Below are 24,955 nucleotides of genomic sequence, written 5' to 3' on the forward strand. Positions count from 1 at the left end.
GTTATAACGAAAGCGGGCAGGTGGGGGGCGTACTGAGGGCAATTGGTATAACCAATACTAAAATAAAACAATTGCTTAACAATTGATTATCAATAAACGGACAATTGAGGAACAAAAAATAAATCTTTCGTGGCTGAATCGAGTAAGGGAAATAGTATATATAAAAGGCGTCAATAATTTCCAAATTCTTTGGCGCACAAAATAACAAATATTATTTTTAGCAGTTGTTGCTTATTTCGCCGTTATAATTACGCAGGGTGATTACAACGACCAAATATGCTCGTCATACTTCAAGCTACGGGTGTGTTGGCTTTCCTCGCTCACCCCAGTCACTTACTTATGTAAGCTCCTGGGGATTTGCTGCGTCGCCGCCTTCCCGTAACTCGAATTATTTAGAGCATAAATATGCAACATCATGCCAGACGGGTTTTGCGCAATGCCAGATAATCAAGCAATCCACCAAAAACGACCCCGCAGACAGCGACCACCACTGAGACTTCAAGCAGTTCCGGCAGGAAGGAGAAGTTGGTGTAATCCAGCGCGTTCATGGTTAACAGCAGCAGCCAAACCAGCAGCAGGCAGCAGCCCGCAACTAGCGTCATTAATGCCAGACTGTATGCTCCACGAAATTCCGTGCGCGGAATGAAGCTTTCATTTTGCCAGCTATGTTCCAGGGTCTGGCGACATACCAGCAGCAGTATCAGGCCGGGGATCGCGGCAAATACGGAGAACAGATAAAACGTCGGCCAGCCGTGTGCTTCGACAAACCAACCCGCTACCGGGCCAACGTAAACGCGACCAACGGCTGAAAGCGCGGAGAGCAGGGCGAACTGGGTCGCTGAGAAGGACTTATTGCACAGCGTCATTAATAAAGCGACAAATGCCGCCGTGCCCATTCCGCCGCACAGGTTTTCAAAGAAGACGGCCGCCGCCATGCTGAACATGTGTTTGTTAGTGATGGACAGTAGCCAGTAGCCCGCATTCGACGCCCCTTGCAGGATGCCGAAAATAAGCAATGCGCGGAACAGAGAGAGGCGCTGCATCAGGATCCCACCGTACAGCGCGCCAACAATGGTCGCCAGTAGCCCCAGCGTCTTATTCACCACGCCAACTTCACCCGCATCAAACCCAACGCCGCGGATTAAAAAGGTGGTGGTCAGGCTCATGGCGAAAGCATCCCCGAGCTTATACAGCACAATAAGCAGCAGGATCAGCCATGCGTTGTTACGACCAAAGAAGTCTCGCAGCGGAGCCGCAACTGCCTGTTCCAGCGTTTTAGGCACTGGAATGGTGTCAGTCGGTTCAGGTGCTAACAGGGTGGCGATGATACAGGGAATCAACAGCGCAGCCATCAGCCAGTACATCCCTTGCCAGCCCAGCCAGCGATCGGCCATCCACAAGGCCAATCCGCCTGAAACCAGCATCCCTAGTCGATAGCCCAGCACGCTGATAGCTGCGCCGGTGCCGCGGTCTTCTGCGGGCAATACGTCGGTTTTCCAGGCATCAAAGACGATATCCTGCGATGCCGAGCAAAAAGCGATCACTACTGCGAGTGCGGCCATCCAGCGTAACTGTGTGCCAGGCTCCAGAAAGCCCATCGCGGCGATAGAAATTAACAACAGCACCTGGGTCGCCAGCAGCCAGCCGCGACGTCGACCTAAAAACGGTGGCGTGTAACGGTCCATCAACGGGGACCAGAGAAATTTAAATACATAGGCCTGACCGACCAGGGAAAAGAAACCGATGGTTTTAAGATCGATATTCTCGACGGTCATCCACGCCTGAAGCGTACCGGAGGTGAGTGCGAGCGGTAAACCGGAGGCGAACCCCAGAATGAGCAGGATAGCTGAACGTGGTTGCTGAAAAATACGTAAGTATTGACTGGACATGGGCTTCTATAGGCCCGACGAACGCCGGGCCATATGGGCAGAAATTAACGAGCGTTCTGCTTGATGAAATCGTGAACGCTGGTGTCCTGAGACATATCAGCGATGGTGTCGGTCAGTACGCTGTTAACGGCGTTAGCGATATTTTTGTTAGAGGCCTGCAGGGCACCTTCAACAGAATAGCTTGCGCGGTAGTTTTTGGTCATCTTGTTGCCGTTGGCGGCGGTCGCGATGATGGCGATGTCTGCTTTGGTTGCGATGTTATAGCGCACGCTACCCTGAGACACGTCAGCATACAGCTGGTTAACAATGATTTGCAGGTTGACTGCACCGTTTGGTCCAATCATATAACCACGTGCGGTCATCTGTTTTTCCAGCACTTCTTGTAGCAGGAAACGCAGATCGCGGGACGCGGTCAGGGTTACCAGCTGGTTGTCACGGGTGACTTTTGCCAGCGCTTGATCCTGGCGCTGGTCGGCACCGTTGATGCTAACGGTCACACCCATCAGGCTCGGGTCCTGCTGCGGCAGGGTAATTTTCGGGGAGACTTCAATAGTAGTCGGCGGCGTTGCGCATCCAGCTAACATAAACAGTGCGACAAACGGGACGAGGATTTTTTTAAACATGCCAGGGCTCTCAGCGAATCTAAATTGTATGGTTAGAGAAAATTCCCGCCATCATAACATCGCCAACGATGAGGGGAAGTGGGTAACGCATGTAAATTCATTGTGTTGTCCGTTTTATGACTTTGTGGAGACTATAAACGGACTTTTTGCAATAAATTGGAGTGAGGAATCAGTGAACTTCATCCGTTTGAATGAGAAAATCAGACAAGCGCTAATTTTTTGTTGCTAAGGTGTAATGAAAACGGTAAAAGCGGCTAGTATTTAAAGGGATGGGTGACATCTCAGCGTTGTCGGAGGAAAAATTTCATGATGATTCGTGAGCAAATAGAAGAAAAATTAAGGGCAGCGTTCGAACCCGTGTTCCTCGAAGTTGTGGATGAAAGCTATCGTCACAATGTCCCGGCTGGTTCTGAAAGCCACTTTAAGGTTGTACTGGTTAGCGATCGCTTTACAGGTGAACGTTTTCTTAATCGTCATCGGATGATTTACAGCACGTTAACGGCGGAGCTTTCCACAACCGTTCATGCGCTTGCCCTGCATACCTACACTATTAAGGAGTGGGAAGCGTTGCAGGATACGATTTTTGCATCGCCTCCGTGTCGTGGAGCGGGAAGCATCGCGTAAAAACGGATTTGCAACAACCGACGCTTTTCCAGTATGTTGCTACAGATTATGTGAAAACGGCCTGCGGGCCGTTTTGTTTTGTCTGAATTCTGGGGCAGTCGTACAGTATTCAGACAAAAATTAGCCGGGAATTGTGAAAAAAGCCGCAGCAACGCGCGATAACCGTTCTCGACTCATAAAAGTGATGCCGCTATAATGCGCGTCTTATTTTTCGGAATGTCTTCGGGATGATTCTGACGACAGGGAATGTGATTGCTTATGAGAACATCCCAGTTCCGCGAAGCCAACAACCTGTGCTTGCGGAGAAGAGTTGACCGAGCACTGTGATTTTTTGAGGTAACAAGATGCAAGTTTCAGTTGAAACCACTCAAGGCCTTGGCCGCCGTGTAACGATTACTATCGCTGCTGACAGCATCGAGACCGCTGTGAAAAGCGAGCTGGTCAACGTAGCGAAGAAAGTGCGTATTGACGGTTTCCGCAAAGGAAAAGTACCGATGAATGTTGTTGCTCAGCGTTATGGCGCGTCTGTTCGCCAGGACGTTCTGGGTGACCTGATGAGCCGCAACTTCGTTGACGCGATCATCAAAGAAAAAATCAATCCGGCTGGCGCACCGAACTACGTTCCGGGCGAATACAAACTGGGTGAAGATTTTACTTACGCGGTAGAGTTTGAAGTTTACCCGGAAGTTGAGCTGACTGGCCTGGAAGCAATCGAAGTTGAAAAACCGGTTGTTGAAGTTACCGACGCTGACGTTGACGTAATGCTGGACACCCTGCGCAAGCAGCAGGCTACCTGGAAAGACAAAGACGGCGCTGCTGATGCAGAAGACCGTGTAACCATCGACTTCACCGGTTCTGTAGACGGCGAAGAGTTCGAAGGCGGCAAAGCGTCTGACTTCGTACTGGCGATGGGCCAGGGTCGTATGATCCCGGGCTTTGAAGAAGGCGTTAAAGGCCACAAAGCTGGCGAAGAGTTCACTATCGACGTGACCTTCCCGGAAGAGTACCACGCTGAAAACCTGAAAGGTAAAGCTGCGAAGTTCGTTATCAACCTGAAGAAAGTTGAAGAACGCGAACTGCCAGAACTGACTGAAGAATTCATCAAACGTTTCGGCGTTGAAGATGGTTCCGTAGCAGGTCTGCGCGCTGAAGTCCGTAAAAACATGGAACGCGAGCTGAAAGGCGCTGTGCGTAACCGCGTTAAGTCTCAGGCGATCGAAGGTCTGGTAAAAGCTAACGACATCGACGTTCCGGCTGCTCTGATCGACAGCGAAATCGACGTTCTGCGTCGTCAGGCTGCACAACGTTTCGGCGGCAACGAGAAACAAGCTCTGGAACTGCCGCGTGAACTGTTCGAAGAACAGGCTAAGCGTCGCGTAGTTGTTGGTCTGCTGCTGGGCGAAGTGATTCGTACCAACGAACTGAAAGCTGACGAAGATCGCGTTAAAGGCCTGATCGAAGAGATGGCTTCTGCTTACGAAGATCCGAAAGAAGTTGTTGAGTTCTACAGCAAAAACAAAGAGCTGATGGACAACATGCGTAACGTCGCTCTGGAAGAGCAGGCTGTTGAAGCCGTTCTGGCGAAAGCGAAAGTGACTGAAAAAGCCACTTCCTTCAACGAACTGATGAACCAGCAGGCGTAATTCGTCGCTTTTTTAGCTCGAATTTCGTACGCAAGCCCGTCACCTTTTGGTGGCGGGTTTTTTTTTGTCACGCATTTTGCATGGGAAGAGTGCGAAAACAGCGTTTCAGTGTTAGCGTTACAACAAAAGATTGTTATGCTTGAATTATGGCGATGTCGTACCCATTACTGAGGGACTAGCTGATAATCCGTCCATAAGGTTACAATCAGCACAGCAGGTTTTTTCAAATTTTATCCAGGAGACGGAAATGTCATACAGCGGCGAACGAGATAACTTTGCACCCCATATGGCGCTGGTGCCGATGGTCATTGAACAGACCTCACGTGGTGAGCGCTCTTTTGATATCTATTCTCGTCTACTTAAGGAACGCGTCATTTTTCTGACCGGCCAGGTCGAAGACCATATGGCTAACCTGATCGTGGCGCAGATGCTGTTCCTGGAAGCAGAAAACCCAGAAAAAGATATCTACCTGTACATCAACTCCCCTGGTGGAGTGATCACTGCCGGGATGTCTATCTATGACACCATGCAGTTTATTAAGCCGGACGTCAGCACCATTTGTATGGGCCAGGCGGCCTCAATGGGCGCGTTCCTGCTGACCGCCGGGGCGAAAGGCAAACGTTTTTGCCTGCCTAACTCTCGCGTCATGATCCACCAGCCTCTGGGCGGTTACCAGGGCCAGGCAACGGATATTGAAATTCATGCCCGTGAAATCCTGAAGGTAAAAGGGCGCATGAACGAACTTATGGCGCATCATACGGGTCAATCTCTTGAGCAGATTGAACGTGATACCGAGCGCGATCGCTTCCTCTCCGCTTCTGAAGCGGTAGAGTACGGTCTGGTTGACTCGATTTTGACCCATCGTAATTAATGCCCAGTGCGCAGGTGTGCCGCTATAATTACCTGGAGCGGCACAACGCTGACTAGCGTCTTGCGCCTGAGAATGGCATTTGCGTCGTCGTGTGCGGCACAAAGAACAAAGAAGAGGTTTTGACCCATGACAGATAAACGCAAAGATGGCTCGGGCAAATTGTTGTACTGCTCTTTTTGCGGCAAAAGCCAGCATGAAGTGCGTAAGCTGATTGCCGGTCCATCCGTGTATATCTGCGACGAATGTGTTGATTTATGCAACGACATCATTCGCGAAGAGATTAAGGAAGTAGCACCGCACCGTGAACGCAGTGCGCTGCCGACGCCACATGAAATTCGCAACCACCTGGACGATTACGTTATCGGTCAGGAGCAGGCGAAGAAAGTGCTGGCGGTCGCGGTATACAACCATTACAAACGTCTGCGCAATGGCGACACCAGCAATGGCGTCGAGTTGGGCAAAAGTAACATCCTGCTGATTGGCCCGACGGGTTCCGGTAAAACGCTGCTGGCTGAAACGCTGGCGCGCCTGCTGGACGTTCCGTTCACCATGGCTGATGCCACCACGCTGACCGAAGCCGGTTATGTGGGTGAAGATGTTGAAAATATTATTCAGAAACTGTTGCAGAAGTGCGATTACGACGTGCAGAAAGCACAGCGTGGGATCGTCTATATCGATGAGATCGACAAGATTTCTCGTAAGTCTGATAACCCATCTATTACCCGTGACGTTTCCGGCGAAGGCGTACAGCAGGCGCTGTTGAAACTGATCGAAGGGACGGTTGCTGCCGTTCCGCCACAGGGTGGTCGTAAACATCCTCAGCAGGAATTCCTGCAGGTTGATACCTCCAAGATCCTGTTTATCTGCGGTGGTGCATTTGCCGGTCTGGATAAAGTGATTGCTAACCGTGTTGAAACCGGCTCCGGCATTGGTTTTGGCGCAACGGTAAAAGCACAGTCTGATAAAGCCAGCGAAGGTGAACTGCTGTCGCAGGTCGAACCGGAAGATCTGATCAAATTTGGTCTGATCCCTGAGTTCATCGGTCGTCTGCCGGTTGTGGCAACACTGAGCGAGCTGAGCGAAGAAGCGTTGATCCAGATCCTCAAAGAGCCGAAAAACGCCCTGACCAAGCAGTACCAGGCGCTGTTCAATCTTGAAGGTGTCGATCTGGAATTCCGTGAGGAAGCGCTGGATGCGATCGCTAAGAAAGCGATGGCGCGTAAAACCGGTGCTCGTGGTCTGCGTTCTATCGTCGAAGCCGCGCTGCTCGACACCATGTACGATCTGCCTTCTATGGAAGACGTCGAAAAAGTGGTGATCGATGAGTCGGTGATTGGCGGTCAGAGCAAGCCATTGCTGATTTACGGTAAGCCGGAAGCGCAGCAGGCATCTGGCGAATAATTCATCAATTCATACAGACATTTAATTAAAAAGGGGGGATTTTATCTCCCCTTTTATTTTTCCGTAAACATGGCGTTGAATGTGTGGGAAACATCCCCATATACTGACATACATGTTAAAGGTGGTGTGAAGCACAGTCGTACCATCTGATTACCTGGCGGAAACTAAACTAAGAGAGAGCTCTATGAATCCTGAGCGTTCTGAACGCATTGAAATCCCCGTATTGCCGTTGCGCGATGTGGTGGTTTATCCGCACATGGTCATACCCTTATTTGTAGGGCGGGAAAAATCTATCCGTTGTCTGGAAGCGGCTATGGACCATGATAAAAAAATCATGCTGGTCGCACAGAAAGAAGCGTCAACGGATGAGCCGGGTGTAAACGATCTTTTCACCGTCGGGACCGTGGCCTCTATTTTGCAGATGCTGAAACTGCCTGACGGCACCGTAAAAGTGCTGGTCGAGGGGTTACAGCGTGCGCGTATTTCTGCGCTGTCTGACAACGGCGAGCATTTCTCTGCGAAAGCAGAGTACCTTGACTCGCCTGCTATTGATGAGCGCGAACAGGAAGTGCTGGTGCGTACCGCTATCAGCCAGTTCGAAGGCTATATCAAGCTGAACAAGAAAATCCCACCAGAAGTGCTGACGTCGCTGAACAGCATTGACGATCCTGCACGTCTGGCGGATACCATCGCTGCACACATGCCGCTGAAGCTGGCTGACAAGCAGTCCGTGCTGGAGATGTCCGACGTTAACGAACGTCTGGAATATCTGATGGCGATGATGGAGTCTGAAATCGATCTGCTGCAGGTTGAGAAACGCATTCGCAACCGTGTGAAAAAGCAGATGGAAAAATCTCAGCGTGAGTACTATCTGAACGAGCAGATGAAAGCTATTCAGAAAGAACTCGGTGAGATGGACGATGCACCGGACGAAAACGAAGCGTTGAAGCGTAAAATCGACGCGGCGAAAATGCCGAAAGAGGCAAAAGAGAAAGCGGAAGCAGAACTGCAGAAGCTGAAAATGATGTCTCCTATGTCGGCGGAAGCGACCGTGGTGCGTGGCTACATCGACTGGATGGTACAGGTGCCGTGGAATGCGCGTAGCAAGGTCAAAAAAGACCTGCGTCAGGCGCAGGAAATCCTCGATACCGACCATTATGGTCTGGAGCGCGTCAAAGACCGTATCCTTGAGTACCTCGCGGTTCAAAGCCGTGTAAATAAAATCAAGGGGCCGATCCTGTGTCTGGTTGGACCGCCGGGGGTAGGTAAAACCTCTCTGGGGCAGTCCATCGCTAAGGCAACTGGGCGTAAATACATCCGTATGGCGCTGGGCGGCGTGCGTGATGAAGCCGAAATTCGCGGTCACCGCCGGACCTATATCGGTTCTATGCCGGGTAAACTGATCCAGAAAATGGCCAAAGTGGGCGTTAAAAACCCGCTGTTCCTGCTTGATGAGATCGACAAAATGTCTTCCGACATGCGTGGCGATCCGGCTTCCGCACTGCTTGAAGTGCTGGATCCAGAGCAGAACGTGGCGTTCAGCGATCACTACCTGGAAGTGGACTACGATCTCAGCGACGTAATGTTTGTTGCGACCTCTAACTCCATGAATATTCCAGCACCGTTGCTGGATCGTATGGAAGTGATCCGTCTGTCCGGTTATACCGAAGACGAAAAGCTGAACATTGCCAAACGTCACCTGTTGCCGAAACAGATTGAGCGTAATGCGCTGAAAAAAGGTGAGCTGACGGTCGACGATAGCGCCATTGTGGGCATTATTCGTTACTACACCCGTGAAGCAGGCGTGCGTAGTCTGGAACGTGAAATCTCTAAACTGTGCCGTAAAGCGGTGAAACAGCTGCTGCTGGATAAATCGCTGAAACATATTGAGATCAATGGCGACAACCTGCACGACTATCTGGGTGTACAGCGCTTTGACTATGGCCGCGCGGACAACGAAAACCGCGTTGGTCAGGTGACGGGTCTGGCGTGGACGGAAGTGGGCGGCGATCTGCTGACTATCGAAACCGCCTGCGTACCGGGTAAAGGTAAGTTGACCTACACCGGTTCTCTGGGTGAAGTCATGCAGGAGTCGATTCAGGCTGCGCTGACCGTGGTGCGTGCGCGTGCGGAAAAACTGGGTATTAACCCGGACTTTTACGAAAAACGCGACATCCACGTTCACGTACCTGAAGGGGCTACGCCGAAAGACGGTCCAAGTGCGGGTATTGCTATGTGTACTGCGCTGGTTTCTTGTCTTACCGGTAACCCAGTTCGCGCCGACGTGGCGATGACGGGTGAGATCACCCTGCGTGGTCAGGTTCTGCCTATCGGTGGTTTGAAAGAAAAACTGCTGGCGGCACACCGTGGCGGCATTAAGACGGTCTTAATTCCCGATGAGAACAAACGTGACCTGGAAGAGATTCCGGACAACGTAATTGCCGATCTTAATATTCACCCGGTGAAACGTATTGAGGAAGTTCTGACTCTTGCATTGCAAAATGAACCCTCTGGAATGCAGGTTGTGACGGCAAAATAGTGACCTCGCGCAAAGAGCATTAATAAAAACAGGGCTGGCAGGCCATTTCGGGCTTGCCAGCCTTTTTTTGTATAGCTAATTTAGATAACGGATTAGGCTTGCCATCATTAACGGGTGTTGTAAGGGCATGGCAGGCCTGATATAACTGCTGCGCGGTCGCACTTTGAAGGATTCAGGTGCGATATAAATTATAAAGAGGAAGAGAAGAGTGAATAAATCTCAACTGATCGACAAAATTGCTGCAGGGGCTGATATCTCTAAAGCTGCGGCTGGACGTGCGTTAGATGCAATTATTGCTTCTGTTACCGAATCTCTGAAAGAAGGTGATGACGTAGCGCTGGTAGGTTTTGGTACTTTTGCCGTTAAAGAGCGTGCTGCCCGTACTGGTCGCAACCCGCAAACAGGTAAAGAGATCACCATCGCCGCGGCTAAAGTACCGGGCTTCCGTGCAGGTAAAGCACTGAAAGACGCGGTAAACTAAGTGATTTCCCCTTTGGGGATGTGACGAAGTACAAGGGCGCATCGACTGATGTGCCTTTTTTATTTGTAATTCCGGTACTTTCTACGCGTTGTGGGCTGACAATTGCCCCTGTTTCTTGTCACAATAGACCTTTGTGCGCAGCGTTCAGGAAACGCTATGCTGCGTGAAGCATATATACTCAAAATCCTTGTTGCCGTTGTTGTCATCAACGCGGGAGCAGCAGAGAGGATAACGCGTATAGTCATCTACAGCGGAGTGTGGTTACACCATGATGGACAGCTTACGCACGGCTGCTAACAGTCTCGTGCTCAAGATTATTTTCGGTATCATTATCGTGTCGTTCATTTTGACCGGCGTGAGTGGTTACCTGATTGGCGGAGGCAATAACTTCGCCGCCAAAGTGAATGGCCAGGAGATCAGCCGCGGGCAGTTCGAGAATGCGTTCAACAGCGAACGTAACCGCATGCAGCAACAGCTGGGCGATCAATACTCCGAGCTGGCCGCGAACGAAGGTTATATGAAAACGCTGCGTCAGCAGGTGCTGAATCGTCTTGTTGACGAAGCACTGCTGGATCAGTATTCCCGCGAGCTTAAGCTCAATATCAGCGACGATCAGGTTAAACAGGCCATTTTCGCCACGCCTGCGTTCCAGGTGGACGGCAAGTTTGATAACAACCGCTACAACGCGATTGTCAATCAAATGGGAATGACTGCAGACCAGTACGCTCAGGCATTACGTAATCAGCTTACGACACAGCAGCTGATTAACGGTGTTGCCGGTACGGACTTCATGCTGAAAGGTGAAACGGACGAACTGGCGGCGCTGGTCGCACAGCAGCGTATCGTGCGCGAGGCGACGATTGACGTTAACGCACTGGCCGCGAAGCAGTCTGTTACCGAGCAGGAAGTTGCCAGCTACTACGAGCAGAATAAAAACAACTTTATGACGCCGGAACAGTTCCGCGTGAGCTACATCAAGCTGGACGCTGCTGCAATGCAGGAGACGGCCAGCGATGCTGATATTCAGTCTTACTATGACCAGCATCAGGATCAGTTCACTCAGCCGCAGCGTAACCGCTACAGCATCATTCAGACCAAAACGGAAGATGAAGCCAAAGCGGTACTGGACGAGCTGAACAAAGGTGGTGATTTTGCTGCGCTGGCGAAAGAAAAATCTGCCGATATCATCTCTGCCCGTAAAGGCGGCGATATGGGATGGCTGGAAGATTCCACCACCCCGGATGAGCTGAAAAATGCCGGTCTGAAAGAAAAAGGCCAACTGTCTGGCGTAATTAAGTCTTCCGTTGGTTTCCTCGTTGCGCGTCTTGACGACGTACAGCCTGCGCAAGTTAAACCGCTGAGCGAAGCCCGTGACGAGATTGCGGCAAAAGTGAAGCAGGAAAAAGCGCTGGATGCGTACTATGCGCTGCAGCAGAAAGTCAGCGACGCGGCCAGCAATGATAACGAATCTCTGGCGGGTGCAGAGCAGGCTGCGGGTATGAAAGCGGTTGAAACGGGCTGGTTTAGCCGTGACAGCCTGCCGGAAGAACTGAATTTCAAACCAGTCGCTGACATCATTTTCAATGGTGGTCTGGTTGGTGAGAACGGTACGCCTGGCAGTAACTCCGATATCATCACCGTGGACGGCGATCGTGCGTTCGTGCTGCGTATTGCAGAGCACAAAGCCGAAGCCGTGAAGCCACTGGCTGAAGTGAAAGAGCAGGTAACTGCGCTCGTTAAGCACAATAAAGCAGAGCAGCAGGCGAAGCTTGATGCCGATAAACTGCTGGCGGATCTGAAAGCCGGTAAAGGCGATGAAGCGATGAAAGCGGCGGGTCTGAGCTTTGGCGAGGCGAAAACGCTGAGCCGTACGGGTCAGGATCCGCTGAGCCAGGCTGCCTTTGGTCTGAGCCTGCCGGCGAAAGACAAACCGAGCTACGGCGTCGCGAACGACATGCAGGGTAACGTTGTTCTGTTGGCGTTGGACGAGGTGAAAGCCGGTTCTATGCCTGAAGCGCAGAAGAAAGCGATGGTTCAGGGGATCACTCAGAACAACGCGCAGATTGTCTTCGAAGCGCTGATGAGCAACCTGCGTAAAGCCGCAAAAATTAAAATCGGTGATGCGCTGGAACAGCAGCAATAACCGAGGCAGTTCGCAAAAAATTGCAAAAAGTTGTATCTACCAAAGGCCGCTTTCGCGGCCTTTTCCATTTCTGATATTTGCCGTTTGTCTGCCGTTCTGCACCTCGCTATCGTGATTCCACTGTTAACAAACAAGGAGAAAACAGTATGAAACATGGAATCAAAGCTCTGCTTATCACTCTTTCATTGACCTGCGCTGGTATGGCCCAAACCGCATTGGCGGCTGAGCCTGTCGCCAAAAGCCTGGCGACTCAAACCAAAGCGGAAAACTCAGGGGCGGCACAAAGCAAAGCCACACTGCCCGCTAAAGCAAGTGACGATGAAGGCACCAGGGTAAGCATCAACAGCGCTTCTGCGGAGGATTTAGCGCGAGTTATGAATGGCGTGGGTCTAAAGAAAGCGCAGGCGATTGTGAGCTATCGTGAGGAGTACGGGCCGTTTAAAACGGTGGACGATTTAAAGCAGGTGCCGGGCATGGGTAGTTCGCTGGTTGAGCGTAATCTGGCAGTTTTAACACTTTAATAACTTGCAGAGCGCTGAAAGTTTGCCAGACTGTAGAGGTCATACCAGTTATGACCTCTTTACCCTAAAGTCTGTTCCTATAAAAACAACGTAAGGCTCCTGCGCTATGCAAACACAAATCAAAGTTCGTGGTTTTCATCTTGATGTCTATCAGCACGTTAACAATGCCCGCTATCTGGAGTTTCTGGAAGAGGCCCGCTGGGATGGTCTGGAAAACAGCGACAGCTTTCAGTGGATGACCGCACACAACATCGCTTTTGTGGTCGTGAATATTAATATCAACTACCGCCGTCCTGCGGTGCTGAGCGACCTGCTGACTATCACCAGTCAGGTTCAACAGTTAAATGGCAAAAGTGGTGTGTTAAATCAGACCATTACCCTGGAGCCGGAAGGGCAGGTGGTGGCTGATGCGCTGATTACGTTCGTCTGCATTGATTTGAAGACGCAAAAAGCGCTGCCGCTGGAAGGGGAGTTGCGCGAAAAACTGGAGCAGATGGTGCAGTAGTGGCTGCGACTGCCGGAAGGCGACGCTCAAGCGTCTTATCCGGCCTACAAGAGTTGCTGCAACTGCATGTAGGCCGGATAAGCAAAGCGCCATCCGGCAATACAATCACTTTAACCCGGTTTTCTGCTTCATTGCCGCCATCACTGCCGATTTATCCGCCAGATAATGGTTCAGGCCGTTGGCACGCAGATTACACGCCGCACAGTGACCGCAACCGTCACCTTTGATGCCGTTATAGCAGGTCAGCGTTTCTTCGCGTACCAGGTCCAGCTTGCCCCAATAATCGGCCAGTGCCCAGGTTTCGGCTTTATCGATCCACATCAGTGGGGTTTCAAAGCGAATATCTTTCGCCATCCCCAAGCTTACAGCATGGTTCAGGGCTTTAACGAACTCATCGCGACAGTCCGGATAGCCGGAGAAATCGGTCTCACAAACGCCGGTAATGACCGCCTCTGCCTGCACCTGGTACGCGTAAATTGCTGCCAGCGTTAAGAACAGAATATTGCGTCCTGGCACAAAGGTATTGGGAATGCCGTTCGCATCCGGTTCGTAATCGGGTACCGGAATGTTATCGCGGGTCAGGCTGCTGACAGCCAGTTCACTGAGCAATGTGACATCAAGCACTTTGTGCGCGCGCGCGCCAAGTTTTAAGGCCAGGTCACGTGCGACATCAATCTCAGCGCGATGGCGCTGACCATAATCAAAGGTCACGCAGTGCACTTCATCATACTGATGCAGCGCTTGCGCCAGACAAGTCGTGGAGTCCTGACCTCCACTGAATACAACAACGGCACGTTTCATGGCTTTTCCTGACAAAATAACGAAGCCCTTATGGTAGCGCCTGGGCGTGCCGTCGACCAGCTTCTTCACGCGGAAGGAGGTGGCAGCCAGGCTTCGGTAAACTCGAACCAGCCACGAGGATTCAGGCGTACGCCGTTCACGCCCGGTGGCGCGCTGATGCGATAGTGATAATTGAACAGTGGCGTCAGGGTAGCGTTATGCATTAGCGTGGCGAAAACTTGTTGTAAAGCCGCGTGGCGATCGTCCTCATCGGCCTGAATTTGAAGGGCATCCAGGGTCGTTTGCAAATGTGTGTATGTTGGCGCATTCAATACATGTGACCAGAGCTGATCGCAGCGCAACCACTGTTCGAGAGTATATTCAGGTGCCTCACCAATCAGCCTGTCGCCCATCATCAGGTCGGCCTGGGCTAAGGGATGATCGCCATCCCAGTTTTTAGCATTATGAAAAATAAGCGTTAATTCACAGCCGAGCAGCGCCAACGCCTGGCGAAGCTGTTCAGCCATAGCGTGAAGTTCTACCGGCAGGTGATAAGCCAGCGTCAGCTTTTCCGGCAGCGCTACCTCGTCGAGTTCATCCCATTGCGGGATAGTCCATCCGGGGAGCAGTGCATTGCTTGGCGTGATCAGATTTTCATCCACTTCAAGCGTTTGTAGCAGGGAAGAACGGTGGATGATATTGATCAGTCTACGGGCCTGCTGCGTATTCAGGCGCGCGCTTTTTCTGAGCGTGAGATAGCAAAAACCAAGACTGATCCCGCTGCTTACCTGGCTTAGCATAGGCAACTCTTCGGGTTTACCAATCGCAATTTGCACCGGATGGCGACAGCTGGTGCCCAAATCCTGGGAGAAGAGCTGCGGGGTTATCCAGTATTCAATGGCTTTTAGCAGCGGATGACTCAGATGGTAGTGATCGTGGCTCTCGATACGCACCAGCTCAGGAGTAAACAGCGTCAGCCGGAACGGGCCGGTACCCACAAACGGGTGCTCAGGATGCGCCAGGTGACTGCTGTAGCTTGCCAGACGGTGCGCCAGCCAGAAGTCGGGACGATGCAGAATAAAGGTCAGACACTGGGGATGCGTCACCTCAATGCGCTTTACGCTGATAAACAGCTTATTCAGCGCGGGGAGTTCTAACAGCTTCAGCAACTGCTGATGTAGCTGTGTGCTGCTGACCGCATCGCCGTTATGCCAGTACAGGGTGGAACGAATATAGAAATCCCAGCGCAGGCCGTCAGCGGAGATATTCCAGTGGTGGGCTAAGTCTCCACAGGGACGTTGCGTAGTGCTGTCAAACCGGGTCAGGCCAGAGAAAACTTGTCCAGCGAGGTGTTGCTCCGCGCGACCGGGGAGAAACCCGGGGTGCAAGGGGTCGAGCGGGCGGTAATAGGGTATACGCAGGGTTGGCGTGTCGTTTTGCCACTGACCGCCCATAAACGGTTGTAACAGTGTTCTTAATTCACCCGGCGCCAGCTGAGCCAGTTCCAGTACGCTAAGCTGCTCGCCCTTTTGCAGCGCCTGTTCCATCATGGTGTTGCGCAGTGAATCTGGCGTCACTAAAAACCGCAGCTGCCCGCGTTTCCCGCGCCCCGACTGGGCATGCCACTCCAGCCAGCCTGCATCCTGCGCTTGCTTTAGCAGGGTACGCACATGGCGTTCGCTACAAAAACAGCGTTCGGCCAGTTCCCCGACGGTCACCGACTGCGGTTCGCCGTTCGAGGGCAGCCACAGGCGTTGGTACTGGTTCAGGCGATTAAGCAGACGCATTGATACTTTTTCCTTCAGGATGTTCGTTAACGGTTTATGCGTAGAGAAACCCGGAACAATTCATTTTATCTATTCACTATTACTTCCGTATATCTCAGGTGATACTGGATCACAAGTTAACCGCGTCACAGTGTGGAGAAAGAAATGGCTCGTCTGGCTGCATTTGATATGGATGGCACCCTTTTGATGCCGAATCACCATTTAGGTGACGAAACGCTTTCAACGCTGTCGCGCCTGCGTGAACGCGATATTACTCTGACATTTGCTACCGGTCGCCATGTGCTTGAGATGCGCCATATTTTAGGCTCGATCTCGCTGGACGCCTTTTTGATCACGGGTAATGGCACGCGCATTCACTCTCTTGAGGGCGATGTGTTACACCGTCAGGATCTGGATCCGAATGTCGCGGACATTGTGTTGCATCAGAAGTGGGACACTACCGCCAGCATGCATGTCTTTAATGACAATGGCTGGTTCACCGGACAAGAGATCCCCTCGCTGCTGCAGGCGCATGTATATAGCGGATTTCGCTATCAGATCGTCGATGTGAAACGTATTCCGGCGCATCAGGTCACCAAAGTCTGCTTCTGCGGCGATCATGACTCTCTTATCCAGTTGCGCATTCAACTGAATGAAGCGCTGGGTGAACAGGCGAATCTCTGTTTTTCCGCGTTTGATTGCCTTGAGGTGCTGCCGCTGGGCTGTAATAAAGGATCGGCATTGGCGGTGTTGAGCGACCATTTAGGTTATTCACTGGCCGAGTGTATGGCGTTTGGCGATGCCATGAACGATCGTGAAATGTTAGGCAGCGTTGGGCGCGGCCTGATTATGGGTAACGCGATGCCGCAACTGATTGCTGAACTGCCTCATTTATCGGTGATTGGGCATTGCCGTAATCAGGCAGTGTCACACTTTTTGACGCATTGGCTGGACAATCCACATCTACCTTATTCCCCCGAATGAGAGATCCCTTCCAGCAAGCCAGACTTCGCGTCTGGCTTTTTTTTATCCCATTAATGGGTGTTCAGTAGTTGGGCAAGCTCCGCTTTCCACGGCGTTAAATCACCGATGTGCGCGTCGACCCACTGTGGGTTGTAGTAGGTTTCCAGATAGCGTTCGCCGCTGTCACACAACAGTGTCACCAGCGAACCGGTAACGCCTGCATCGCGCATACGGGCGGCAAGTTGTAGCGTTCCCCACATGTTTGTGCCGGTAGAGGCGCCGACCTTGCGGCCCAACTGCGTTTCCAGCCAGTGTGCGGTGGCCACGCTTGCGGCATCCGGCACGCGCAGCATTTCATCGACCACGTCAGGAATGAAAGACGGTTCGACACGCGGGCGGCCAATGCCTTCAATTTTACTTCCTACCGGACTGCGTAACGTGGCATCGCGATCCTGCCAGAAGGGCAGAAAGACCGAGTTTTCCGGGTCTACCACCATCAGTTGAGTATCGTAGCCCTGACAGCGAATATAGCGGCCAATGGTTGCTGAGGTGCCACCGGTTCCGGCGCTCATCACAATATGGCGGGGAACGGGGTTGGGCTCGCACTGCATCTGACGAAAGATGCTGTCGGCGATATTATTATTGCCGCGCCAGTCGGTGGCGCGCTCAGCGTAAGTGAACTGGTCCATGTAATGACCGTTCAGCTCACGCGCCAGTTGCTCAGAGGCTGCATAGATTTCGCAGGCGCTTTCCACGAAATGACAGCGACCGCCGTAAAATTCAATCTGTTCAACTTTACGTTTTGCCGTACAGGAAGGCATGACGGCAATAAATGGCAACCCTAACAGTCGAGCGAAATAAGCCTCAGAGACCGCCGTTGAACCGGACGATGATTCAATGATGGTGGTGCCTTCTTTGACCCAGCCATTGCACAATCCGTACAGAAACAGTGAGCGCGCCAGACGATGCTTCAGACTCCCGGTCGGATGCGTGCTCTCATCTTTTAAATAGAGCTGAATGCCCGGGAACGCCGGTAGCGACAGGCGAATGAGATGCGTATCCGCAGAACGCTGATAATCCGCGTTGATTTCATTGATGGCGTTTTTAACCCAGGAGCTATTCATCATTAATAGATATCCATTTGTCATTTTGTGCCCAGAATAGCGAAAAGCACGGAAAAAATTGTTGCCATTTAGCCTTTAAAATAGAATGTAAGGAGAAAATTCTTCTCTGTGGAGTGGATATGTTAGACAAAATTGACCGCAAGCTACTCGGCTTACTGCAACAGGACTGCACCCTTTCTTTGCAGGCATTAGCAGATGCCGTTAATCTGACTACCACCCCTTGCTGGAAACGTCTCAAACGACTCGAGGATGACGGTATCCTGCTGGGCAGAGTCGCCCTGTTGGATCCAGAAAAACTGGGGCTGGGCTTAACGGCGTTTGTGCTGATCAAAACTCAGCATCACAGTAGCGAATGGTATTGCCGCTTTGTCACTGAAGTGACCGGAATGCCCGAGGTTCTGGGGTTCTGGCGTATGGCAGGGGAGTATGACTACCTGATGCGAGTGCAGGTTGCTGATATGAAAAGCTATGATGAATTCTATAAGCGCCTGGTGAACAGCGTACCGGGCCTGTCTGACGTCACCTCCAGCTTTGCCATGGAACAGATTAAATACACAACTGCTCTACCTATTGAATAATTCTCCCGGCGCTTATTGCCGGAAATCTTGTCAGGATATAACGCGTGCGATTATTTGCTCAATTAAGCTGGTACTTCCGCCGGGAGTGGCGTCGCTACCTCGGGGCAGTGGCCTTGCTTATCATCATCGCTATCCTTCAGCTTATTCCGCCGAAAGTGGTCGGGATCATTGTGGATGGCGTGACGACTCAACGCTTCACCACCGAGCGGCTGCTGATGTGGGTGGGGACAATTGCCCTGATTGCCGTGGTGGTTTATTTGCTGCGTTATGTCTGGCGCGTGCTGCTGTTTGGCGCATCCTACCAACTGGCGGTTGAACTGCGGGAAGATTATTACCGTCAGTTGAGTCGCCAGCATCCAGAATTTTATCTGCGTCACCGTACGGGCGATCTGATGGCGCGGGCAACCAACGATGTCGATCGCGTCGTATTTGCCGCCGGAGAAGGGGTGCTGACGCTGGTGGATTCGCTGGTAATGGGGTGTGCGGTGCTGATCGTGATGTCAACGCAGATAAGCTGGCAACTGACGCTCATTGCGCTGCTGCCGATGCCGGTGATGGCGTTGATGATCAAACGTTACGGCGATCGACTCCATAACCGTTTTAAGCTGGCGCAGGCGGCGTTTTCCAGTCTCAACGATCGTACTCAGGAAAGCCTGACCAGTATTCGTATGATCAAGGCCTTTGGGCTGGAGGATCGGCAGTCGGCATTATTTGCCGCTGATGCTGAAGATACCGGTAAGAAAAACCTGCGTGTGGCGCGCATTGACGCCCGCTTTGATCCTACGATTTATATCGCCATTGGTATGGCTAACCTGCTGGCGATTGCTGGGGGAAGCTGGATGGTGGTTCACGGCTCGCTGACGCTCGGGCAGCTCACCAGCTTTATGATGTATCTCGGTCTGATGATTTGGCCGATGCTGGCGCTGGCCTGGATGTTTAATATCGTCGAACGCGGCAGCGCCGCGTATAGCCGAATTCGCGCCATGCTGGCAGAAGCGCCGGTAGTGGATGACGGTACTGAACCGGTGCCGGAAGGACGCGGCGAGCTGGCGGTAGCGATTCGCGAATTTTGTTACCCGCAAACCACCCACCCGGCGCTGGAAAATGTGAATTTCCAGCTCAAACCTGGACAGATGCTGGGCATCTGTGGTCCGACCGGCGCGGGAAAAAGTACGGTGCTGTCGCTGATCCAGCGTCATTTTGATATCACCCAAGGCGATGTGCGCTTTCATGATATCCCATTAACGCGCTTACAGCTGGATAGCTGGCGCAGCCGACTGGCGGTTGTCAGCCAGACGCCATTCCTGTTTTCCGATACCGTCGGTAATAACATCGCCTTAGGACGTCCGCAGGCCACGCAGGAAGAGATCGAGCATGTGGCGCGCCTTGCCAGCGTTCATGAGGATATTTTACGTCTTCCTCAGGGCTACGACACCGAAGTGGGCGAACGCGGGGTGATGCTGTCTGGCGGGCAAAAACAGCGTATTTCTATCGCTCGAGCGTTATTGCTGAACGCTGAAATTCTGATTCTGGATGATGCGCTGTCGGCGGTGGATGGTCGTACCGAACATCAGATCCTACATAACCTGCGCCAGTGGGGCGAAGGCAGAACCGTGATTATCAGCGCACACCGTTTATCGGCTCTGACGGAAGCCAGCGAGATTATCGTGATGCAGCATGGGCATATTGCTCAGCGCGGTGAGCATGAATCTTTAGTGCAACAGCCCGGTTGGTATCGCGACATGTACCGCTATCAGCAACTTGAAGCGGCGCTGTCTGATGCACCAGAGATAAACGAGGAGGCGGCTAATGCGTAGTTTCGGGCAATTATGGCCAACTCTGAAAAGACTGCTGGCGTATGGTTCCCCATGGCGAAAACAGCTGGCGATTGCGGTAGTTATGCTGTGGGTGGCGGCTGCGGCGGAAGTCAGCGGTCCGCTGCTGATTAGCTATTTTATCGATAACATGGTGGCGAAGAACAATCTGCCATTGGCGATGGTTGCCGGGCTGGTTGCGGCCTATGTCGGTCTGCAACTGCTGGCGGCAGGTCTGCATTACGCTCAGTCATTGCTGTTTAACCAGGCGGCGGTTGGCGTAGTACAACAGTTACGCACCGACGTAATGGACGCTGCGCTGCGTCAGCCGCTCAGCGCTTTTGATACTCAGCCCGTCGGGCAGCTTATCTCCCGCGTGACCAATGATACTGAAGTTATTCGCGACTTGTACGTGACGGTGGTCGCAACGGTCCTGCGCAGCGCGGCCTTAATCGGCGCGATGTTGGTGGCAATGTTCAGCCTGGAATGGCGCATGGCGCTGGTGGCAATGGCCATTTTCCCAGCCGTGCTGGTGGTGATGGTGATTTACCAACGCTACAGCACCCCGATTGTGCGCCGGGTGCGCGCTTATCTGGCGGATATTAACGATGGCTTTAACGAAGTCATCAACGGCATGAGCGTTATCCAGCAGTTCCGCCAGCAGGCAAGGTTTGGCGAGAGAATGGGTGAGGCCAGCCGCTCGCACTATATGGCGCGTATGCAAACCCTGCGACTGGATGGTTTTTTGCTGCGTCCGCTGCTGAGCCTGTTCTCGGCACTGATCCTCTGCGGTTTGCTGATGCTGTTCAGTTTTACCTCTGGCACCTCCATCGAGGTTGGCGTGCTGTACGCGTTCATCAGCTACCTCGGCCGTTTGAACGAACCGCTGATCGAGCTGACCACCCAGCAATCAATGCTGCAGCAGGCGGTTGTCGCTGGTGAGCGAGTGTTCGAACTGATGGACGGGCCTCGTCAGCGCTATGGTGAAGACGATCGCCCGCTCAAAAGCGGAGACATTGAGGTGGATAACGTTTCATTTGCCTATCGCGACGACAATCTGGTGCTGCAAAACATCAGTCTGTCCGTGCCTTCGCGCAGCTTTGTGGCTTTGGTCGGACACACAGGCAGCGGCAAAAGCACGCTGGCCAGCCTGCTGATGGGATATTACCCGCTGACGCAGGGGGAAATCCGCCTTGACGGACGTCCGTTGTCTTCTCTGAGCCACGGTGCGTTACGTCAGGGCATCGCGATGGTGCAGCAGGATCCGGTGGTGATGGCGGATACCTTCCTGGCAAACGTCACGCTGGGTCGCGATATCTCAGAAGAGCGGGTCTGGCAGGCGCTGGAGACTGTGCAACTGGCAGAACTGGCTCGGGGTTTGAGCGAGGGGATTCATACCCGGCTGGGCGAGCAGGGCAATAATCTCTCCGTTGGGCAGAAACAGCTGCTGGCGCTGGCGCGGGTATTGGTTGAAACGCCGCAGGTGCTGATTCTCGATGAAGCCACGGCCAGTATTGATTCCGGTACTGAACAGGCCATTCAGCACGCGCTGGCGGCGGTCCGTGAACACACTACGCTGGTGGTGATTGCGCATCGGTTATCGACGATTGTCGATGCGGATACCATTCTGGTGCTGCATCGCGGTCAGGCGGTTGAGCGTGGTACGCACCAGCAATTACTGGCGGCGCAAGGCCGTTACTGGCAGATGTATCAGCTGCAACTGGCGGGGGAAGAGTTAGCCGCCAGCACACAAGAGGATTCTGTTATCGCCTGACGGCGCAGTGCTTATCCGGCCACGCGGTATCGTAGGCCGGGTAAGGCGTTTACGCCGCCATCCGGCAATCAACAATCTGGTGCAAAAATGTAACGCACTATGCACCGTTATAGTGCGTTTTTTCTTTTTCTCTCCCGGCAGTACCCGGCGAACCTGAATCATTCCGCGTTTTTCATTCCTGGCACACCCCTTGCAATATTCCTCTCGTGTATCTGCAGCCACTACTGAATTCTGACTGGAGGGGATCTATGAAGCTGGTTACCGTGGTAATCAAACCGTTCAAACTGGAAGACGTCCGTGAAGCACTGTCGTCTATTGGTATTCAGGGGCTGACCGTCACCGAAGTGAAGGGGTTTGGCCGACAGAAAGGTCATGCTGAGCTGTACCGTGGGGCTGAATATAGCGTCAATTTTCTGCCAAAGGTGAAGATTGATGTGGCGATTGCCGACGACCAACTGGATGGCGTGATTGATGTCATCAGTAAGGCGGCATACACCGGAAAAATTGGCGACGGCAAAATCTTCGTCGCCGAGCTGCAACGTGTGATTCGTATTCGTACCGGCGAAGCCGACGAAGCCGCACTGTAACTTCTGGCACACAGTGATAGGAAACCAAAAAATGAAGATAGCAACGATGAAAACGGGTATTGCTTCACTGGCGCTACTGCCGGGACTGGCAATGGCGGCACCGGCGGTTGCGGATAAAGCAGATAACGCTTTTATGATGATCTGTACCGCGCTGGTGCTGTTTATGACTATCCCTGGCATTGCGTTGTTCTACGGCGGTTTGATTCGCGGTAAGAACGTGCTGTCGATGCTGACTCAGGTGACGGTGACATTCGCTCTGGTTTGTATTCTATGGGTGGTTTATGGCTACTCACTGGCCTTTGGCGAAGGGAATAATTTCTTCGGCAACTTCAACTGGGTATTGCTGAAGAACATCGCGCTGACGGCGGTCACGGGGAGCTTCTACCAGTACATTCACGTTGCTTTTCAGGGGTCTTTTGCCTGCATCACCGTTGGGCTGATTGTTGGGGCGCTGGCTGAGCGTATTCGTTTCTCTGCGGTGCTGATTTTTGTGGTGGTGTGGTTAACGCTGTCGTACATCCCCATTGCACATATGGTCTGGGGCGGCGGATTGCTGGCTTCTCACGGCGCACTGGATTTTGCGGGCGGGACGGTCGTGCACATCAACGCAGCGATTGCCGGTCTGGTTGGCGCGTATCTGATTGGCAAACGCGTCGGTTTTGGCAAAGAAGCCTTTAAACCGCATAACCTGCCGATGGTCTTCACCGGTACCGCTATTCTCTACATTGGTTGGTTTGGCTTTAACGCCGGTTCAGCGGGAACGGCGAATGAAATTGCTGCACTGGCCTTCGTCAATACCGTGGTCGCCACCGCTGCCGCCATCCTCGGATGGATCTTCGGTGAATGGGCGCTGCGTGGTAAACCGTCTCTGCTGGGCGCCTGTTCCGGTGCTATTGCAGGTCTGGTGGGCGTAACACCTGCATGTGGCTACATCGGTGTCGGCGGGGCGCTGATTATCGGTGTCGTTGCGGGGCTGGCTGGCCTGTGGGGTGTAACCATGCTGAAGCGTTTTCTGCGCGTGGACGATCCGTGTGACGTGTTTGGCGTGCACGGCGTGTGCGGTATTGTTGGCTGCATCCTGACCGGGGTTTTCGCTGCCAGCTCACTGGGCGGCGTGGGCTTTGCTGAGGGCGTGACCATGGGGCATCAGCTGCTGGTGCAACTGGAAAGCGTGGCGATCACCATCGTCTGGTCCGGCGTGGTGGCCTTCATTGGCTATAAGCTGGCGGATATGACGGTGGGTCTGCGCGTACCGGAAGAGCAAGAACGCGAAGGTCTGGATGTGAACAGTCACGGCGAGAACGCTTACAACGCTTGATGTTTCAATCTGCCGGATGGCAACGCTTTTGCGCCACCATCCGGTAATTCTCAATTGCGATTACGCATTACCCCTTCCTGCACGGTAGAGGCGACCAGCACGCCGTCCTGCGTATAAAACTCCCCGCGTACAAAACCTCTGGCACCGGAGGCAGAAGTACTCTCGACGTTATACAACAACCACTCATTAATATTGAACGGACGGTGGAACCACATTGAATGGTCAATGGTGGCGATCTGAATCCCTTTTTCCAGAAAACCAATCCCGTACGGTTGCAGCGCTACAGGTAGGAAGTTCAGGTCTGAGGCATAACCCAGCAGATATTGATGGACGCGCAGATCGTCCTGCAGCTCGCCGTTTGCACGGATCCATACCTGGCGCGCCGGAGGTGCGACGTGACCTTTTAAGGGGTTATGAAATTCAACCGGGCGCACTTCCAACGGACGATCGTTGATAAATTTTTCTTTCAACAGCGGCGGCAGCAAATGCGCCACTGAGCGGGCAATTTCTGTTTCTGATTTCAGCTCATCGGGACCCGGCGCATCCGGCATGGTTTTCTGATGCTCAAATCCGTCTTCCGGTGCCTGGAAAGAGGCGGTCATGTAAAAAATGGGTTTACCATTCTGAATTGCGGCAACGCGGCGCGCGCTGAAGCTGTTACCATCACGCAAGACTTCTACATCATAGATGATGGGTTTTTGGCTATCGCCGGGGCGTAAAAAGTAGCTGTGGAAGGAGTGCACCAGACGCTCTTCCGGTACGGTTTCTTTGGCGGCATACAGCGCCTGACCAACAACCTGTCCCCCAAAAACCTGACGTAACCCTAAGTCTTCACTTTGGCCCCGAAAGAGTCCTTCTTCAATTTTTTCCAGATTTAACAATGTCAGCAAATTTTTCAGCGCCAGACTCATACGTGCTCTCCAGGTTATATCGATCTCGCAGCGAGGTAGGCAGAGTATAACGCAATTTTGAAAGTGGTCCGATGGGTGCAATTGTCTGAATTAAAGGCCT

The 24,955-nt window shown here is 52.6% G+C and carries 21 protein-coding genes; 15 read left to right on the forward strand and 6 right to left on the reverse strand.

Annotated features, from left to right (window positions below; all coding sequences use genetic code 11):
• Nucleotides 1-413: 413 nt before the first annotated feature.
• Both ampG and OGY17_RS04745 read right to left on the reverse strand, forming a co-directional pair.
• On the reverse strand, nucleotides 414-1,889 hold the full coding sequence (ampG, locus tag OGY17_RS04740; RefSeq protein ID WP_204557172.1) for a muropeptide MFS transporter AmpG: 1,476 nt from the start codon (nucleotides 1,887-1,889) through the stop codon (nucleotides 414-416).
• Nucleotides 1,890-1,933: 44 nt separating this feature from the next.
• Nucleotides 1,934-2,512, reverse strand: coding sequence for a lipoprotein (locus OGY17_RS04745; protein WP_032941838.1), 579 nt, complete (start codon nucleotides 2,510-2,512; stop codon nucleotides 1,934-1,936).
• A gap of 306 nt (nucleotides 2,513-2,818) precedes the next feature.
• Here OGY17_RS04745 and bolA point away from each other — a divergent pair, with 306 nt between their 5' ends.
• The 9 genes from bolA (at nucleotide 2,819) to fadM (ending at nucleotide 13,240) form a co-directional block, all read left to right on the forward strand.
• The gene (bolA, locus tag OGY17_RS04750; protein WP_003021619.1) at nucleotides 2,819-3,136 is read left to right on the forward strand and encodes a transcriptional regulator BolA; all 318 of its coding nucleotides are present in this window, start codon (nucleotides 2,819-2,821) and stop codon (nucleotides 3,134-3,136) included.
• A gap of 344 nt (nucleotides 3,137-3,480) precedes the next feature.
• The gene (tig, locus tag OGY17_RS04755) at nucleotides 3,481-4,779 is read left to right on the forward strand and encodes a trigger factor (RefSeq protein ID WP_003021622.1); all 1,299 of its coding nucleotides are present in this window, start codon (nucleotides 3,481-3,483) and stop codon (nucleotides 4,777-4,779) included.
• A gap of 247 nt (nucleotides 4,780-5,026) precedes the next feature.
• A complete protein-coding gene (gene clpP / locus OGY17_RS04760) occupies nucleotides 5,027-5,650 on the forward strand; it encodes an ATP-dependent Clp endopeptidase proteolytic subunit ClpP (protein WP_003021624.1) in 624 nt (207 codons plus the stop codon).
• 126 nt (nucleotides 5,651-5,776) lie between these two features.
• Nucleotides 5,777-7,051 carry an ATP-dependent protease ATP-binding subunit ClpX gene (clpX, locus tag OGY17_RS04765; protein ID WP_003831013.1) on the forward strand — a complete coding sequence of 425 codons (1,275 nt, stop codon included), beginning with the start codon at nucleotides 5,777-5,779 and terminating at the stop codon, nucleotides 7,049-7,051.
• A gap of 184 nt (nucleotides 7,052-7,235) precedes the next feature.
• Nucleotides 7,236-9,590, forward strand: a complete 2,355-nt coding sequence (gene lon, locus OGY17_RS04770) for an endopeptidase La (RefSeq protein ID WP_003831014.1) — start codon at nucleotides 7,236-7,238, stop codon at nucleotides 9,588-9,590.
• 190 nt (nucleotides 9,591-9,780) lie between these two features.
• Nucleotides 9,781-10,071: a nucleoid-associated protein HU-beta gene (hupB, locus tag OGY17_RS04775; RefSeq protein WP_219352570.1), complete on the forward strand. Its 291-nt coding sequence runs from the start codon at nucleotides 9,781-9,783 to the stop codon at nucleotides 10,069-10,071.
• 268 nt (nucleotides 10,072-10,339) lie between these two features.
• Nucleotides 10,340-12,214 (forward strand): peptidylprolyl isomerase, encoded by a 1,875-nt coding sequence (ppiD, locus tag OGY17_RS04780; protein WP_003831016.1) that lies wholly within the window; start codon nucleotides 10,340-10,342, stop codon nucleotides 12,212-12,214.
• Nucleotides 12,215-12,360: 146 nt separating this feature from the next.
• Nucleotides 12,361-12,735, forward strand: a complete 375-nt coding sequence (locus OGY17_RS04785; protein ID WP_048226287.1) for a helix-hairpin-helix domain-containing protein — start codon at nucleotides 12,361-12,363, stop codon at nucleotides 12,733-12,735.
• 106 nt (nucleotides 12,736-12,841) lie between these two features.
• Nucleotides 12,842-13,240, forward strand: a complete 399-nt coding sequence (gene fadM, locus OGY17_RS04790) for a long-chain acyl-CoA thioesterase FadM (RefSeq protein ID WP_003021636.1) — start codon at nucleotides 12,842-12,844, stop codon at nucleotides 13,238-13,240.
• 105 nt (nucleotides 13,241-13,345) lie between these two features.
• Here fadM and queC read toward each other — a convergent pair whose 3' ends face one another.
• Nucleotides 13,346-14,041 carry a 7-cyano-7-deazaguanine synthase QueC gene (queC, locus tag OGY17_RS04795; protein WP_043015404.1) on the reverse strand — a complete coding sequence of 232 codons (696 nt, stop codon included), beginning with the start codon at nucleotides 14,039-14,041 and terminating at the stop codon, nucleotides 13,346-13,348.
• A 65-nt stretch (nucleotides 14,042-14,106) separates the two neighbouring features.
• On the reverse strand, nucleotides 14,107-15,807 hold the full coding sequence (locus OGY17_RS04800) for an SgrR family transcriptional regulator (protein ID WP_286606514.1): 1,701 nt from the start codon (nucleotides 15,805-15,807) through the stop codon (nucleotides 14,107-14,109).
• A gap of 144 nt (nucleotides 15,808-15,951) precedes the next feature.
• Here OGY17_RS04800 and cof point away from each other — a divergent pair, with 144 nt between their 5' ends.
• Nucleotides 15,952-16,770 carry an HMP-PP phosphatase gene (gene cof, locus OGY17_RS04805; RefSeq protein WP_128612072.1) on the forward strand — a complete coding sequence of 273 codons (819 nt, stop codon included), beginning with the start codon at nucleotides 15,952-15,954 and terminating at the stop codon, nucleotides 16,768-16,770.
• Nucleotides 16,771-16,820: 50 nt separating this feature from the next.
• Here cof and OGY17_RS04810 read toward each other — a convergent pair whose 3' ends face one another.
• A complete protein-coding gene (locus tag OGY17_RS04810; protein WP_286606518.1) occupies nucleotides 16,821-17,876 on the reverse strand; it encodes a PLP-dependent cysteine synthase family protein in 1,056 nt (351 codons plus the stop codon).
• A 116-nt stretch (nucleotides 17,877-17,992) separates the two neighbouring features.
• On the opposite strand from OGY17_RS04810, the gene decR reads away from it, so the two are divergent.
• The 5 genes from decR to amtB all read left to right on the forward strand — a co-directional run bounded on the left by decR (nucleotide 17,993) and on the right by amtB (nucleotide 23,944).
• Nucleotides 17,993-18,451, forward strand: coding sequence for a DNA-binding transcriptional regulator DecR (gene decR, locus OGY17_RS04815; RefSeq protein ID WP_003831023.1), 459 nt, complete (start codon nucleotides 17,993-17,995; stop codon nucleotides 18,449-18,451).
• Nucleotides 18,452-18,495: 44 nt separating this feature from the next.
• Entirely contained in the window at nucleotides 18,496-20,268 is a 1,773-nt protein-coding gene (locus OGY17_RS04820; protein ID WP_020996575.1) for a SmdA family multidrug ABC transporter permease/ATP-binding protein, read from the forward strand.
• Nucleotides 20,261-22,039 carry a SmdB family multidrug efflux ABC transporter permease/ATP-binding protein gene (locus OGY17_RS04825; protein WP_008783952.1) on the forward strand — a complete coding sequence of 593 codons (1,779 nt, stop codon included), beginning with the start codon at nucleotides 20,261-20,263 and terminating at the stop codon, nucleotides 22,037-22,039. The genes OGY17_RS04820 and OGY17_RS04825 overlap by 8 nt, the downstream gene beginning before the upstream one ends.
• 248 nt (nucleotides 22,040-22,287) lie before the next feature.
• The gene (glnK, locus tag OGY17_RS04830) at nucleotides 22,288-22,626 is read left to right on the forward strand and encodes a P-II family nitrogen regulator (RefSeq protein WP_003021657.1); all 339 of its coding nucleotides are present in this window, start codon (nucleotides 22,288-22,290) and stop codon (nucleotides 22,624-22,626) included.
• Nucleotides 22,627-22,657: 31 nt separating this feature from the next.
• Nucleotides 22,658-23,944, forward strand: coding sequence for an ammonium transporter AmtB (amtB, locus tag OGY17_RS04835; RefSeq protein ID WP_008783954.1), 1,287 nt, complete (start codon nucleotides 22,658-22,660; stop codon nucleotides 23,942-23,944).
• Nucleotides 23,945-23,994: 50 nt separating this feature from the next.
• Here the strand turns inward: amtB and tesB are convergent, their stop codons facing one another.
• Nucleotides 23,995-24,855 carry an acyl-CoA thioesterase II gene (gene tesB, locus OGY17_RS04840; protein ID WP_003831027.1) on the reverse strand — a complete coding sequence of 287 codons (861 nt, stop codon included), beginning with the start codon at nucleotides 24,853-24,855 and terminating at the stop codon, nucleotides 23,995-23,997.
• Between the last annotated feature and the right edge of the window lie 100 nt (nucleotides 24,856-24,955).

The organism is Citrobacter sp. Cpo126, assembly GCF_030332445.1.
Lineage (GTDB): Bacteria > Pseudomonadota > Gammaproteobacteria > Enterobacterales > Enterobacteriaceae > Citrobacter > Citrobacter portucalensis.